Origin of the sequence: Grimontia hollisae CIP 101886 (assembly GCF_000176515.1) — a bacterium.
GTDB lineage: Bacteria > Pseudomonadota > Gammaproteobacteria > Enterobacterales > Vibrionaceae > Enterovibrio > Enterovibrio hollisae.
The window spans coordinates 268,715-283,443 of record NZ_ADAQ01000013.1 but is presented as its reverse complement, the minus strand read 5'-3'; the positions used below and the strand labels follow the sequence as shown (position 1 = coordinate 283,443).

At 47.8% G+C, this 14,729-nt stretch carries 10 protein-coding genes; 4 read left to right on the top strand and 6 right to left on the bottom strand.

Translation table 11 applies throughout. From position 1 onward, the window contains the following. Positions 1 to 135: 135 nt before the first annotated feature. Both VHA_RS14245 and VHA_RS14240 read right to left on the bottom strand, forming a co-directional pair. On the bottom strand, positions 136 to 828 hold the full coding sequence (locus tag VHA_RS14245; RefSeq protein WP_040529045.1) for a DUF3334 family protein: 693 nt from the start codon (positions 826 to 828) through the stop codon (positions 136 to 138). Positions 829 to 911: 83 nt separating this feature from the next. Further along, complete coding sequence (locus tag VHA_RS14240) at positions 912 to 4,169, bottom strand: hybrid sensor histidine kinase/response regulator (RefSeq protein WP_005505479.1); 3,258 nt, start codon at positions 4,167 to 4,169, stop codon at positions 912 to 914. Between the two features lie 295 nt (positions 4,170 to 4,464). Here VHA_RS14240 and VHA_RS14235 point away from each other — a divergent pair, with 295 nt between their 5' ends. The 3 genes from VHA_RS14235 to nagK all read left to right on the top strand — a co-directional run bounded on the left by VHA_RS14235 (position 4,465) and on the right by nagK (position 6,669). Then, a complete protein-coding gene (locus tag VHA_RS14235; protein WP_005505478.1) occupies positions 4,465 to 4,809 on the top strand; it encodes a DUF3802 family protein in 345 nt (114 codons plus the stop codon). A gap of 90 nt (positions 4,810 to 4,899) precedes the next feature. After that, positions 4,900 to 5,625 carry a tRNA-uridine aminocarboxypropyltransferase gene (locus tag VHA_RS14230; protein ID WP_005505477.1) on the top strand — a complete coding sequence of 242 codons (726 nt, stop codon included), beginning with the start codon at positions 4,900 to 4,902 and terminating at the stop codon, positions 5,623 to 5,625. 132 nt (positions 5,626 to 5,757) lie between these two features. After that, entirely contained in the window at positions 5,758 to 6,669 is a 912-nt protein-coding gene (gene nagK / locus VHA_RS14225) for an N-acetylglucosamine kinase (protein WP_005505476.1), read from the top strand. 63 nt (positions 6,670 to 6,732) lie between these two features. Here nagK and VHA_RS14220 read toward each other — a convergent pair whose 3' ends face one another. From VHA_RS14220 to VHA_RS14205, 4 genes are all read right to left on the bottom strand, one after another. Next, positions 6,733 to 7,815 (bottom strand): ketoacyl-ACP synthase III, encoded by a 1,083-nt coding sequence (locus VHA_RS14220; RefSeq protein ID WP_005505475.1) that lies wholly within the window; start codon positions 7,813 to 7,815, stop codon positions 6,733 to 6,735. 147 nt (positions 7,816 to 7,962) lie between these two features. Then, positions 7,963 to 9,333: an SLC13 family permease gene (locus tag VHA_RS14215; protein ID WP_005505474.1), complete on the bottom strand. Its 1,371-nt coding sequence runs from the start codon at positions 9,331 to 9,333 to the stop codon at positions 7,963 to 7,965. Positions 9,334 to 9,588: 255 nt separating this feature from the next. After that, the gene (locus tag VHA_RS14210; protein ID WP_005505473.1) at positions 9,589 to 10,248 is read right to left on the bottom strand and encodes a SanA/YdcF family protein; all 660 of its coding nucleotides are present in this window, start codon (positions 10,246 to 10,248) and stop codon (positions 9,589 to 9,591) included. Positions 10,249 to 10,403: 155 nt separating this feature from the next. Beyond that, the gene (locus VHA_RS14205) at positions 10,404 to 12,095 is read right to left on the bottom strand and encodes an NAD-dependent malic enzyme (RefSeq protein WP_005505471.1); all 1,692 of its coding nucleotides are present in this window, start codon (positions 12,093 to 12,095) and stop codon (positions 10,404 to 10,406) included. Between the two features lie 234 nt (positions 12,096 to 12,329). Here VHA_RS14205 and VHA_RS14200 point away from each other — a divergent pair, with 234 nt between their 5' ends. Beyond that, a complete protein-coding gene (locus VHA_RS14200; protein WP_005505469.1) occupies positions 12,330 to 14,681 on the top strand; it encodes a helicase-related protein in 2,352 nt (783 codons plus the stop codon). Positions 14,682 to 14,729: the final 48 nt, after the last annotated feature.

Here is a 14,729-nt window from a genome sequence, read left to right as displayed (position 1 = left end):
AAGACGCGATACGTGATGTTGATACAGGTTTAGGTCGCTTTGTTCTTGCATAAAGGCGATGTGTAATTCGACTTCCAAGAGAATCGGGGGGGATTGGTTGAATCGAGGCGGTTGGTTACCAGCCGCCATGGTAAGTTAAATCCCCAAGTCGTCCATCAGGGAGTCCGCTTCAGTCGCTTTTGGGTGCTTGCTTTTTCTGCCGTCTTTGGGCTCTTCCAGGTTTTTGGCTATTGCGGCTTCAAGAATGTCATCAGGGTTTAGGTCATCGCCTTCTTCGAATTCTTCCAGTTGGATAAATTCAGTCCGTTCCATGGAAAGTTCGAGGTAGAAGATATGGTTGTCTTCGGTACTGAAGCTGACACGCCGCGCCTGTGGGCGTTCGATGTTGCTGTCTACGGTGACGTTGATGTTCTTATTGATAGCCATCATTTTGGGTTGGTTCTGAGTGATATTGGTTTGTAACGAACGCTTCACTTTACCGGTGAAATCGCCGACGATTTGGTTCATCAACTCACCCAATACATCTGACACTTCATCGGATGTGTGCAAGGTTGCCAGCTCTTCCTTGGGGATCCCCATGTGCGACATGTACTTTTGGTAGACTTCCATTGCTGCTTTCGCTTCAAAGTTAATGACGACAAGGCCAGAGAAACCACCATCAAATAATACGAAACACCCAATATCTGGCTTCAGACTGGTTTTCGAGATCTTTTGCACCATTGCTGAGTGGTGGACCTGCGAATCTGTCGCTTTAGTAAGAACGGCAGTAACTGACTGGCATAGTTTCAAAAGAATATCTTCAGAAGTGACGATTTTTGTTTTTCTCATGATGGATACACTCGTGCTGATGTTGAATTAATCTTTACAAGTGTGGCACTAAAAACCGCACTCTGCTGAATTCTCGTCATGCTTTACTTGTCAGTGGAGCCCGTGCCAAGTGATTGTAATAAATCAGTATGCTTACGATGCACTGCGGCAAGTGTTGCCTGAAGTAAAGGGCCTAACTCATCGATAAGAGCCAGTGTGTTTTCATTCTTGTTGGCGGCACATTGTTCTATCTGCATGCAAAGATCGGAGAGTTCACGTGCGCCTATGCTCCGTGAGGAGGTCTTAAGTTTATGGGATAGCGTTTTAACGTCGTTGAATTCAAAAGGGGCTTTGATGGCGGCCAGACTTTTCAATTCGGGTTCACAATGTTTGATAAACTCGCCCAGTATTTCAGCATAGGTTTCTGTGTCATCCCAAAACAGCTTCTTCAACACATCAGGGTCCAGTTCAACAGACGGGGAGGGGGTTTGTTCTGTATTCAGAATTGCCTTATTGTCTCTGGGAGAGGGCTCTTGGGATGGTGGGTTTTGCTCAAACCTGGGTTCGCAATAAGGCTTGCTTTGCGAGCACCATTTGGACAGCATTTTCTGGATAACATCAATCTCTACGGGTTTGGCGATAAAGTCGTTCATGCCGATTTCTATACACCGCTCCGCCTCGCCAACAAGGGCATTGGCGGTTAATGCCACAATTGGCACGAACTCAGAGCGCTCCTTTTGCACTTCCCGTATTGCCCGGGTCAGTTCATAGCCATCCATATTGGGCATGTGGCAGTCAGTAATAACCAGAGTGAAAGGTTGCTTGCGATACGCTCTGAGAGCATCTAATCCGTCGGCAGTCATTACGACGTTGTAGCCAAGATAGGTGAGCTGCTTTTCAATTACCGCTTGATTGGTGATATTGTCTTCCGCCACCAGAATGACCCCTTGGTTTTCACCAACGCGCTCGATGAATGCGTCCTTCGCGCGGGTATCCAGCGCTGGGTAGTCGGGGCTTTCAAGTCCTACACATATCCTGAGGCCACTCAACAGGCTTGATAGCTTGAGTGGCGAAGAGAAAACCGCGAAAACATCAATGCCGCCGTAACGGCGCACAGGCAAGCTCATGTCTAATTCAAGGAAGCGGATATCTGCGGAGCGGGGAAGAACGGCGGGCATCAGCTGCTTGGCTTGGTGGTAGCTACGGCAAAGGATCACATATTTGATATCGTCCCGTTCAAATGCAAATCGATGAAGCGTATCAATCGCAACGCTTTCTGAGGCGATATTCATCGCTTGCAGATAGTTGTTGATACTGACTTTTAATGCTCCATTTTCCAGGGTATTCAAGCAGATGATGTGGCGCAAGGTGTTGGCAGATTGGCGTAGTAGATCGATATTACATGCGTCCGGGGCACTATTTTCTTCAGGCACCCGCAAGTGAAGGTTGACTGTAAAGGTTGAACCTATACCTTCTTCACTGTTTGCTGTAATGGTGCCACCCATCAGTGACGCAATATTACGACTGATGGCAAGGCCGAGACCGGAGCCTCCATAACGTCGGGTCGTTGAGTATTCAGCTTGCATAAATGGTCTGAAAATTGATTCCAGTTTGTCTTGGCTAATGCCAATACCATTATCCCGGATCTCGATTGAAATTTTTGCGTTGCCGTCTTTTGCGATATCAGCAGTGATCCATACTTGCACCTCACCGCGATGCGACTGGCCGCCTGAAAACTTAATGCCGTTACCGATAATATTGAAGAGGATTTGTTTAATTCGCGTTGGATCACCGCAAAGTGAGCTGGGGACATCAGGTGACACAAACAGTGTCAACGAGACATTTTTCTCCACCGCTTCCGTTGCCAGGTTATCCATCACCTGCTCTGCAATCTGTCGAAGAGAGAGTGTGACGTTATCGATGCGCATTTTACCAGCCTCAATACGGGAAAAATCGAGTATGTCATTAATAATAGACAGTAAAGACAACGCAGATTCTCTAACCGTGTTGGCGATGCTCATTTGAGACATATCGAGTTTGGAGCGCAAAAGAATATCAATCATGCCGATCACACCGTTCATTGGCGTGCGGATTTCATGGCTCATCGCTGCCAGAAACTGGGCCTTGGCTTTCGATGCTGACTCGGCCAGTTCTTTTTGGTAAAGCAATTGCTCTCTCGCTTGGTTACGGGAAATGATATGGTCTCGAAATGAGCTCAGTGCATGAGAAATTTGGCCGACTTCATCAGTACGATCTTTATACAGAATAGGGATTTCTGGGTTACCGTCTGCAAGATTTCTCATGGCCTCTGCAAGACGGGCAATAGGCTGGGTAACTCGTTTGTTGATATAAACGGTAACGATAACACTGACCAAGGCCATCATCGCGAACAAAGAAAAGAACGAAATCTGATTGTTTTTCAGAACGTGGCGTAGATTGGTCATGGAATTCGCCGCGCTAAAGCTGGTCTCACGGGAAAATTCTGTCAATGCGGTATCAAGGGCTTTATATTCATTAATGTTTATCGACTTAAGCGATGTAATGGCATCCAGCTTTCTGCGTGGGTCATATTGGTTAAACACCTGTTTGATGCGTTCAAACATGACAGTGCCAAGGTGTTCAATTGTATCGAGTTGGCGAATGAGGGTTGGATTATCAGTATTTTTACGCAAGTAGTCGATGTGTTGCCTAAAGAACGTTTTGTTGGCCTCGAAACGCTTACGCTGCATCAATTCGCCGCTAAGATAAAAAAACAATGCAGACGTGATGTCATCAACTTCATCCTTTATCAGCCAGACGTAATGCTGGAAGTCTTGTGATGAGAGCCTTCCTGAGTCATTGTCGCTGGCGTCGAGCCAAGCGATGGCAGCGTATAGTTCGCCCAACATAGAGGATGAAATAATGCGTTTCTCATTTAATGCCCACTTTTCGCTGCCAGGGTCATATCTGCCAATCACATTGTTTTCGATCTTGCCTGAAAAGTCCTGATAGATGCCTGTGATGTTTTTGAGATGAAGGGCGTTTTCCCCATGAATTTTTTTAAGTTCGTTCAGGGATATTTCAAACTGTTTTTTGTTTCTGTAATAGCTTTCCAGCGATGTACTTTCTCCCAGTGCATAGCTAAGCATACTGCGGTTCATTTCCCCGGCATAACGGAGCATTGAAACAGACAGCAGGGCGCTGGGAATTTCAAGGCGACTGGTATTTTGGGTATCTGTGTTAGCGGTATCGTGCATCACGTAAGTGGATACTGCCAGGATCATGGCACACAGTGTCATCATTGCCATGATCAACCCAACGTTACCCACGATACTTTTAGAAAACGGGAACGGGTGAGTGCTTTGGTTCCGTTCGTCTGACATCAATCTTCCTTTATATAAATCTGTGCACATGATAAGCCCTGGTTGTGCACGACCGCTTCACGCTTCTCCTGGAAGCGCTGCAAATCTTTTTGAAACAGATGGTTAAAATTAACGGGCAACAATGAAAATAAACAGGTATGCCTCGAATTGGGCTACCATAAACAAGAGAAATTATACTGTAGCCTTTCATATCTCAATTAAGAGACATAATGATCAAATAAGTGACATTATTCGTAATAATTGAGATTTTATCGCAATAATATTGCAATTGTGGGGTAAAGCACTGGAGGTGCAAATGGTCGTTGACTCAGATGGATATGCGGCGCTGATTGAGTACTTTATTGATAATCTTGAGCAGTTTTCAGAGCCTGGAGAAAAGGTGGGATCCGAAACCATTGACGATCTGGTACATGAATTGGTTTCCAGTGAGATAATGGCAATTTGCGATCAAAATAAGAAAATGCCACAGGCTCTGCGTTTTGAGGTGATGCGTGAAGCGGACAAAATTGTCGCGGATCTTGGAGAGATCCTGAGCTCCGTTTGGCGCCAAAAGCCGACATATGCGCAAATTGGTATTCTGGAAGAGTTTATTGGACTGGTTAAAAACCTGTTTGATGCCGTGATGTCTGAAGATGCCTAGGCTGCCTGATACTCCAACAAACAGTTGCGCCAGGTAACCCCAAGATTACAATGCGCCTGATCGTTTTCAGTTCACATTAAGGCGCATTGCATGAAGTCTCATTCTGTTCACCATCTCTATGATGAACGCTTAGCACGTTCTACACGTCCGTTTCTGGCCCGTGGGGCGAAAGTTGATCGTTGTGCGCGTTGTATGGTTGTCAAACGTCTTTGTATTTGTAATGAAAAGAAAACATTGTCTACAAATGCTGCTTTCCTATTAGTGATGTATGACGATGAAGTATTAAAACCCAGTAACACAGGACGCTTGATTGCCGATTGCGTTGAAGATACCTACGCATACATCTGGTCCCGGACAGAGCCCAATGAAGAAATGCTGTCGTTAGTCAATGACCCTCAATGGCAACCTTTTATTGTTTTTCCAGAACAGTATGCGATACCTGAAAGGGTCAGGTTTTTCCCAGAAGTGACTGAAGGGAAAAGGCCGTTGTTTATTTTGATAGACGGTACCTGGCAAGAGGCAAAGAAAATTTTCCGTAAAAGTCCCTGGATGGACTCAATCCCCGTACTTAGCATAAAAACCAGTGAACGTTCACGTTATCACGTCCGCGAAGCGGCAGGAGAAAGTCAGCTTGCAACGGCGGAAGTTGCGGCGAAAGTATTAGCCCTGAACGGTGAGCAATTTGCCAGCAAATGTTTGGATGCATGGTTTGATGTCTTCCGTGAGCACTACCTTGCTGGCAAAAAACAGCGTCAATTACCTGTGCCTGGCGCCCTTGAGCATTATAGGACTTTGATAAATCAATCAAAGTTGTGATGAGCATTGCAGAAATGGTTGGGAGCAGTAAAGCGTGGAAAAGTTATTTGGGTTCTAATCACATCCGAAATTTGCTGAAACGGGGATAATGTTATCTATTTGGCGAATTAAAGACAGGTTATGGAGTAAAGAATGTATTACGGCTTCGATGTGGGTGGAACAAAAATCGAGTTTGGTGCTTTTGACAATAAGCTGACACGTTTGGCAACTGAACGTGTGCCTACACCAGGTGACGATTATGAACAGTTGATTGATACCCTCGCTGCGCTAGTGATGAAGTATGACCAACAGTTTGGTTGTGAAGGTACAGTCGGCATCGGTATTCCAGGTATTGAAAAAGCTGAAGATGGAACGGTATTGACGGTGAATGTACCGGCTGCGAAAGGCCGTAAATTACGAGAGGATTTGCAGGCAAAGATTGGCCGAACCGTTGCGCTGAATAATGATGCAAACTGCTTTGCGCTCTCCGAGGCATGGGACGAAGAATTGCAGGGTGAGAAAATGGTGCTCGGCCTTATTCTGGGGACGGGGTTTGGGGGCGGTCTGATTGTTGATGGCAAAGTGTTGTCAGGCAAAAACAACGTAGCCGGTGAATTGGGTCATATGCGTATGCCAATCGATGCATGGCTATATCTGGGAGAGAATGCGCCGATTTTTGATTGTGGCTGTGATAAGAAAGGGTGCATTGATAATTATCTCTCTGGCCGTGGTTTTGAGATGCTTTACACTCACTTCTATGGTGAAGAGAAAAAAGCCATCGATATTATTCATGCGTTTAATGCGGGTGAGTCCAAGGCGTCCGAGTTCGTCGATAAATACATAGAAATGCTGGCTATGGTTTTTGCTGGCTTGTTCACCGGTATTGATCCGGATGTTGTTGTTTTAGGCGGCGGGCTATCTAACTTTGACTATATTTACGATGAAATGCCAAAACGTGTGCCGAAATATCTTCTGTCAGTAGCGAACGTGCCTAAAATCATTAAAGCTAAACACGGTGATTCAGGTGGTGTCCGTGGTGCGGCTTTCCTGAACATTCATCGATAGGTTCATTGAAATGATGCAAAAAAGAAGCAGCGGATTGGCTGCTTCTTTCGTCTGGGGCATGGATTATCTCTCTGCGTGGGATTGACAAAGCGCGATAGCATCTTCCAATAAACCAAGGGCATGGGTTTTCGGTTCAGGGAGGGAAGCATCAGAGGTACTGATTGGCGTTACCCGTTTTCCCCAGCGCAGCAGACCCGCTCCCCAAGTTAAACCAGCGCCGAAAGCGGCCATTAATAATGTGCTGTTTGGTGCAACCCTGCCTTCCTCCACAGCTTCACAAAGTGCAATTGGGATTGTTGCTGCCGAGGTGTTGCCGTATTTATGAATATTGATAAATGCTTTATCCAGCGGAATTTTGGCATGCTCACACAGTGCTTCAATAATACGTTTGTTCGCTTGATGGGGAATCACGAGGTTGATGTCTTCTGCCGTCATCTCGGCACGTGAAAGTACGGTGCCTGCGGCAGATCCCATGCCTTTTACTGCGCGTTTAAAGATTTCGCGGCCAACAAAGTTAAAGTCAAAGTAACCATTGTCCTGCTCAAATCGTGACATCGCTGTACCAAACGCCGGAATGGCGAGCACATCACGTCCCTCAGCATCACAGCCCAGTTGCGCGTCCAGTAAGCCGACTTCTTGTTCGGTTCTGCTGAGGATAACCGCGCCGGCACCGTCTCCAAACAGCACCGCCGTATCACGTTTACTCCAGTCGAGATACCAGGTCAAACGCTCAGCACCAATCACCAGAGCGTGCTGGTAATTGCCCGCCTGAATCATGCGGGTTGCGGTTTCCAACGCGTAAAGAAAACCGGTACAGGCGGCATTAAGGTCGAATGCCGCTGCTTTCTTGGCACCGAGGTCTAACTTAACCTTAGAGGCGATGTTTGGGATAAGGGTATCTGGTGAACAGGTCGCAACGATAATCAGATCTAAATCTTTACCTTCAATACCTGCTGTAGCAAGCGCGTGCTTGCCGGCAACAATGGCCATGTCTGATGTATTGACATGGCTGATACGACGGCTGCTGATCCCGGTGCGGGTTGAAATCCACTCATCTGAGGTGTCGATAAAAGTGCTGAGGTCGTTGTTGGTCAATTCGGCCTGAGGTAAACATTTTCCCCAGCCGGTAATTTCTGCAAATGGCATGATTTTCTCTTTTATTTTTAACCGTCACAGCAGTTTACCCCTGTATAGGTGTTCAAACAAACCGTGCAGGTTGGGGAGTGACATACAACAAAAAGTGGCCCGCTGGCCACTTTATCATTGCTCGGAGAGGTTGATGTGTTGGCTTTGTTACCAGAACAACCAGGCAAAGATCGACAGGACGATAACCGAAATCACGTTCAGGTAACTACCTGCCCGCATCATTTCAGATTGTTTGATATGACCTGAGCCGAAAACGATAGCGTTAGGCGGTGTTGCGACAGGCAACATAAATGCACAGGATGCAGCAACAGCAATCAGTGCAGACAGAACTACCGGTGAAATGCCTAATGCTTCAGCAACAGTTGCAAATACGGGTACCAGTAGCGCAGCACTTGCAGTGTTACTTGCAAATTCGGTCAGGAAGACAACGAAAGTGACAATGGCGATGAGGGTAAAGAAAGCGCCAGTACTGGATAAAAAGCCGCTCAATGATTCTGCCAGGAAAACACTGGTACCGGTTGCTTTCAGTACATTGCTGAGCGTCAAGCCACCACCGAACAACAGCAATACACCCCAGTCAGTGGTTTTTTCAATATCTTTCCACTTCACAACGCGGGTGATGCCAAGCAATACGATCGCCGTCAGGGCGACCAGAGAATCAAATTTACTTAATCCTCCCAGCATTTGGTTGATGGGTTTACTGAAGATCCAGCATGTGGCTGTGAACAGGAAAATCGCCAGAGTCAGACGACGGCCGTGAGTCCACTCGATAGGTTGGTGGTTAAGCTCAAACGTATGGTTCAGGTTGGGTTTGGTCAGTAGGTAAAGCAGGCCGATAGTGATTGGTAACAGGGTCAGGGTAATTGGTAGACCAAGCTTCATCCATTCAACGAAGTTCAGATTAACTTCTGCGGCTGCGATGGCGTTTGGTGGGCTACCAACAATCGTGGCGATACCACCGATACTTGCGCAATAAGCGATACCCAATAGAACGAACACAAACGTACCGTGCTCAGATTTGGCATTTACTTTACTTAATACACCTAAAACCAATGGCAACATCATTGCGGTGGTTGCTGTGTTTGAAATCCACATTGAAAGCGCGGCGGTCACACCGAACAACATAAGCACGGCGACGCTCATGCGTCCCTTAGCCAATACCAGCACTTTATCTGCAATGGCTTGGTCTAGTTTTTGGACATGTAATGCGGCCGCGAGTGCAAAGCCTCCCAAAAACAGGAAAATGATGGGGTTGGCGAAGTTGGCCATCGCTTCAGGGGTTTTGAATACACCTAAACCCACGGCCATCAAAGGTACCATAATGGCTGTGACACTAACGTGCAATGCTTCGGTCAGCCATAGCACAGCGATAAACACCAGCATGCTGAGGCCAATCACCACGTTTTCGTCAAACGGTAAGACATTCATCAAAATGAAAAAGAGAGCAACGTCTGCCAGGAGAATAATGCTGTTTCTATTTAACAGCCAATCTTTGAAAGCAAGGGTTAATGCCGTCATTTAAGCTTCCTTCTTTATTATTTTATAGGGCAATTTTTATTTCCAGGTTGGAACGATTTTGTCTCGTTCTCATTATCGAGCGAACTATGCTCTGTGCTGCGCATTATCGCCCAAAGGAAAAGTGTGAAGGAGAGGCCAATGCCACAGGTTTTACAAGATGCTGTACGGATGTTTAAAACTGAGAGGCAATGTTTTGGGAATGGGTAGGATTCCACCCATCCATTCATCGGTCACAGGAAAAGTGAGTGGGGCAGTTTATTTGCCTGAGAGTGTTTCTGTGGGAATGCTCTCTTTGGGGCCGAGGAACTTGGGTTGTTCTTTAAGCACATAAATGTCTAACACGGCTTTGACACGGGCGAGTGCCTCCCGGGCACGGATCTTGACACCGGCCATTCCTCCGGGGCTGGGAACGGCAAGACATATCGCATCAATGTCGTAAAAATCTGCAATGAACAGTGCGCGTTCGCAATGAAAAGCCTGGGTGACCAGAGTAAACTCATCCGCATCAAACACCTTTTTGGCGCGGATGATGGAATCTAGGGTTCTGAACCCAGCATAATCAAGAAAAATCTTTTCATCAGGAATACCCGCTTTAAGCATGTCACGCTTCATTGTCCATGGCTCGTTGTAGGAGCGGTGGGCATTATCCCCACTTAACAGCAGCACATCGACCTTCTTGTTTAGATAAAGATCCTGGGCAGCATCAATTCTGTGGGTGTAGTAGGGATTGAGGGTTTTACCGATATATTTGCTGGTGCCAAGAACCAGGCCAATATGCCGGGTGGGCGTGTCATCGACACGGGTGAAAATGCGGTCTTTGGCTTGGAAACTGACCCAGACATCCATGGCTGCTACCACAATGAAGGAAGCAACAACAAAAGTCATGATAACAAAAAATGCTTTACGCAATGACATCACTATAGGTGGAAACTAATACCAAGGGGAGAAACAGCAGGTTAAACCATAACAGGGGAAATAACAAAAACAACCTCCGCAATATAGCAATACACCCAAACGGCCTGTATTTTCAGGCTGTTTGGGTGTGGCAAAGGGTGTTTCAGGGAATCAAATTAGAAGGATGTGCGCTTGTATTGGCGATATTTCGGTTGCCAGAATGTCGCATCAATACGCTCTTGCAGGGCATCTTCTGCCAGTTCGAGTGCGACGCCTTGCTCAATCGCTTTCTTGGCAACAGCCAGTGCAATGTGGCGAGATACAGTGTGAATCTCTTCAAGCGCCGGCAGCAGTGGGCCGCGACCATATTTCGCCAGTGGTGAACACTCAGACAGTGCACGGCTGGATTCCATCAGCATTTCATCGGTGACGCGCTTGGCTTCTACTGCAAGTACACCCAAGCCAATCCCCGGGAAGATATAGCTGTTGTTACACTGGGCGATAGGGAAGGTTCGGCCTTCATCCAGTACAACTGGATCAAATGGGCTACCGGTTGCAACCAATGCTTCACCGTTTGTCCAACGCAGGATATCTGATGGCGTCGCTTCGACACGGCTGGTTGGGTTTGACAGTGGGAAGACGATTGGACGCTTGCAGTTTGCATGCATTGCTTTAATCACTTCTTCGCTAAACAGGCCCGGTGCACCGGAAACGCCAATCAATACGGTTGGTTTCGCGTTTTTCACAACGTCTAACAAGGAGACGTTGTGGTCTTGAAGTTCCCATTTCTTGATAGCAGATGACTTCTGAACCAGTTTTTGTTGGAAATCGAGCAGGTTTGGCATGGAATCAAGTAACAGGCCCCAGCGGTCAACCATGAAGACGCGCTCACGCGCCTGCTTGTCAGAAATGCCTTCAGAGACCATCTGGGCAATAATGGCTTCTGCAATACCACAACCCGCTGAGCCTGCACCCAGGAAGGTAATACGCTGCTCAGAAAGCTTGGTGCCTGCCGCTTTACATGCAGCAATCAGGGAGCCAACGGTGACAGCTGCGGTGCCCTGGATGTCATCATTGAAGCAGCATACGCGGTTTTTGTAGCGCTCAAGAATCGGCATTGCGTTTTTCTGTGCAAAGTCTTCAAACTGGATCAGTGCATCTGGCCAGCGGCGCTGTACGGCCTGAATGAACTCTTCGATAAAGTCATCGTATTCTTGTCCCGTAATGCGGGTATGGCGCCAGCCCATGTACATTGGGTCTGACAGGCGTTGTGGGTTGTTGGTACCTACATCCAGAACGATTGGCAGGGTATAGGCCGGGCTGATACCGCCACACGCGGTGTACAGAGCCAGTTTACCAATGGGAATACCCATGCCGCCGATACCTTGGTCACCAAGACCCAGAATGCGTTCGCCATCGGTAACCACGATCACTTTGACATTGTGACGGGAGGCATTGTTCAGCATATCGTCGATACGGTAGCGGTTTGGATAAGAGATGAACAAACCACGGCCACGACGGTAAATTTCAGAAAAGTTTTCACATGCCGCACCCACAGTAGGGGTATAGATAATAGGCATCATCTCTGTGATGTGGTTAGTCACAAGGCGGTAGAAGAGAGTCTCGTTAGTATCTTGGATGTTGCGCAGATAGATATGTTTATCCATATCATTTTCAAAGCGCTGATACTGTTTGTAGGCACGTTCTGCCTGTTCTTCAATCGATTCAATCGCTTCAGGAAGCAGACCCTCTAAATTAAAAAACATACGTTCTTCAACGGAAAATGCGCTGCCTTTATTCAGAAGAGGTGTTTCAAGCAATGCAGGGCCAGCGTAAGGGATATAGAGAGGACGTTTTTGATTATTCATGGAGAGATAACTCTATTCTTTCAGAATATAAATAGTACTAAAGTAGTAGGTGATGAAGTGTAGTGTCCTTATCCCGCGGTTTTCAAGTGGATTTTCTTATAAACGAGTCGCCAAGCATGAAACGGTGAACTATCGCAAATCCCAAGGGTAGAAATCGACACATTCACTCCACACATCCATGAAATAGGGTAGAATCCTACGATTTGGCAAAAATAAAAGAATTCTATTGCGCACATGGTCAATCCTCTGACACTTTCCCTTCCTATTGACACCCTCCAGCACGATGTTGAGCGTATTCTGGGTCATTCCAACCTGATTGTTCAGTCAGATACCGGTACGGGGAAGTCGACCCGTTTGCCCGTATGGGCGTCAACGTATGGGCGAGTGTTGGTGGTTGAACCCCGCCGTGTGGCATGTACATCACTCGCAGGGTTTGTCGCAGAGACGCTGGGCACGGACATCGGGGATCAAGTGGGGTATGCCATTAAGTTTGATTACCGGTTTTCTGAGGACTCCCGCATCGTCTTTGCTACGCCGGGCGTGGTGCTTCGCTGGTTCAGTGAAGACAAACTTGCCCAGTTTGATGTGGTGATGATAGATGAGTTCCACGAGCGTCGCGCAGAGACTGATCTGCTGGCTGCACTGCTTTTAAAGCATGATGCACACCGGTTAATCATCACGTCGGCGACGCTGGATAGCCGAAAGCTCGCGGACTATTTTATGGCTGAAATCCTGTCTGCTGACGCTAAGACTTACGGTGTCACTATCAGTCATCATGCACTTGATAGCCAGCATATGCCTTCTGGTAAAGGCTTGGAATCCCGTATCAAACCCTTGGTGGCAAAGGCGCTTGAACGTGGAGGGGATGTATTGGTGTTTCTGCCGGGCAAAAAAGAAATCAGCCAGTGCCAAGCGGTGTTGAAATGCCTGGATGCAGACGTTATCCCACTTCATGCCTCTGTATCGGACACGGATCGCCACCGTGCATTGTGCCCATCTGACAACCCGCGCATTGTCCTTGCTACCAACGTGGCGGAAACATCGTTGACCATTCCCGGCATTGTGACTGTGATTGACAGTGGCATGGAGCGCCGCACTCACCAACGTAATGGCCGTACAGCACTGGCCTTGCATGCCATTTCCAAAGCCAGCGCTAAACAACGAGCTGGCCGGGCAGGTCGTATCGCTGCCGGTTTCTGTGAAAGGTTGTATGGGGAACATGCGCCGCTGGAAACCTTTACTCCGCCAGAATTAGAGCGGGAAGATTTGACCGAGACTATGTTGGCGGCGGCTTGCTGTGGTTTCAGGCTTGACGCGCTGAGTTTCCTGTCTGCATTACCGGAAAAGTCATTGCAGGTGGCGACAACACGTTTGGTGGCGATGGGCGCGATAGATGGTGATGGTCAGGTCACCGACCACGGAAAGCGCCTTTATCCGCTACCGATAGACAGTTTGTTTGCCCACCTGATATCGGACATGGAAAAGAAAGCGGACAAAGAAGCGATGGTGGATTTGGCCGCCGTGCTGCAAACCCCGATGACGGTATGGAGACGCAGAAGCGGCGAGCTAACTCTTGATGATTATAAAGCCTGGAATCCAGCTTTGTGTGACGTTGTCACCTCTATTGCGGTACTTCGTGGTGAGCAGCCAGCAGATATTATTGATGTTGACCCCATTGCATTGGAAGAGGCCCGGCGTTTGTCTGCATCCATCAGGGAAGCACTGTCGTTGCCTCAATGGGAGGTTGCAAGCCGCTTCAACAGAGAGACTTTACTAAAAAATGTGCTGGTTGTTGCACCGGAACTGGCGTACGTCAGGCGGGAAAAGCGCCAGCAAGCCTTTGGGAATGGTGTCAGTGAAGTGATGCTCAGCCGTGACAGTGATTTTCCCGCAGAGCCACAGGCTGCTATTGTGTTTGACCAATTTCATTTAGCAGGGCGTGGCGTAAAACAAACAACCTCTTATGCGACCTGTATGGCGCCTGTGCCTTTCGATTGGCTGGCAGAGGCCGGGGTCGGCGAAGAGATTGTCGCAGAGTCTGTCGATATCAATGGACAGGTGCTTGATCGGGTTCAGCGTATATATGCAGGCAGAGTGATCAGTGAAACACATCAGGCGGCACAAGGTGAAAGCCTGATACGGGCGCTGGCCAGCCAGATACTGGATGGCGTTTGGCTGGAAGGGTGCGGTGAGCGCCTGAAAAGAGACATCGCGTTCTGGAACCTTTATCAGTATCTTGAGGCGCCGGAGCCTGAACCGCCTGTTGAGCCGCAGCGTTGGGTTGAGCAAAAATTATTGGCGCTCGGCGTGGAGTCAGCGGACGATCTTGCATTGATTGACCGTGATGATCTGAACTTTGAGGGCATTCCGTCCTGGGAATTTGATGATTTTGCCGGTAAATATCCATTAGAACTCCAACTGCCTGAATTACAGCTTGCTGTTGAATACCTAAAAGGGAAGCGTATTGTGGTTTTGCATCATACTGGGGGCAAGCGGAAAGAAGGGCCTAAACGCTGGGAGTTGCCAGTCTGGCGTGGTTGGAAAGTGCAATATAGAAAAGCGAGCAGGGTTGTCGATATCCGTTAACGAAAAGCCAGTGAGTCAATCACTGGCTTTTTACGTCATAGTGCGTGA

Bases quoted from the DNA above. Each gene is read 5' to 3' on its own strand.
- VHA_RS14245 (WP_040529045.1), bottom strand. From the start codon at position 828: ATGAGAAAAACAAAAATCGTCACTTCTGAAGATATTCTTTTGAAACTA.
- VHA_RS14240 (WP_005505479.1), bottom strand. From the start codon at position 4,169: ATGTCAGACGAACGGAACCAAAGCACTCACCCGTTCCCGTTTTCTAAA.
- VHA_RS14235 (WP_005505478.1), top strand. From the start codon at position 4,465: ATGGTCGTTGACTCAGATGGATATGCGGCGCTGATTGAGTACTTTATT.
- VHA_RS14230 (WP_005505477.1), top strand. From the start codon at position 4,900: ATGAAGTCTCATTCTGTTCACCATCTCTATGATGAACGCTTAGCACGT.
- nagK (WP_005505476.1), top strand. From the start codon at position 5,758: ATGTATTACGGCTTCGATGTGGGTGGAACAAAAATCGAGTTTGGTGCT.
- VHA_RS14220 (WP_005505475.1), bottom strand. From the start codon at position 7,815: ATGCCATTTGCAGAAATTACCGGCTGGGGAAAATGTTTACCTCAGGCC.
- VHA_RS14215 (WP_005505474.1), bottom strand. From the start codon at position 9,333: ATGACGGCATTAACCCTTGCTTTCAAAGATTGGCTGTTAAATAGAAAC.
- VHA_RS14210 (WP_005505473.1), bottom strand. From the start codon at position 10,248: ATGTCATTGCGTAAAGCATTTTTTGTTATCATGACTTTTGTTGTTGCT.
- VHA_RS14205 (WP_005505471.1), bottom strand. From the start codon at position 12,095: ATGAATAATCAAAAACGTCCTCTCTATATCCCTTACGCTGGCCCTGCA.
- VHA_RS14200 (WP_005505469.1), top strand. From the start codon at position 12,330: ATGGTCAATCCTCTGACACTTTCCCTTCCTATTGACACCCTCCAGCAC.